Source organism: Knoellia flava TL1, from assembly GCF_000768675.1.
Lineage (GTDB): Bacteria > Actinomycetota > Actinomycetes > Actinomycetales > Dermatophilaceae > Knoellia > Knoellia flava.
The window spans coordinates 1-294 of sequence record NZ_AVPI01000025.1 but is presented as its reverse complement, the minus strand read 5'-3'; the positions used below and the strand labels follow the sequence as shown (position 1 = coordinate 294).

Here is a 294-nt window from a genome sequence, read left to right as displayed (position 1 = left end):
AGCCGACGGTGTCGATCTGGAGGTTGATGCCGGCGCCGGTGAGCTTCTTCACGACGGGGCAGGGGTCGGGGACGCACGACTCCTGCCCGTCGGAGACGAGGACGATGTTGCGCTTGCCGTCGGGGCCGAGGTCCTTCATCGACTCCTCGAGCGAGTGCGCGATGGGGGTCTCGCCGAGTGCCTTGATCGCGCCGATCGTCGACGTGAGCCGGGCCTTGTCGAGTGGGGCGATGGGTGCCACGAGCCGGGTGTCGGCGCAGGCTGCGGGGGTCGGCTTGCCCTTGCCGTCGACCC

1 pseudogene is annotated in these 294 nt (G+C 70.1%); it reads right to left on the bottom strand.

The window, feature by feature from the left end:
* A pseudogene (locus tag N798_RS18380) lies at positions 1 to 294 on the bottom strand (vWA domain-containing protein); the annotation flags it as partial.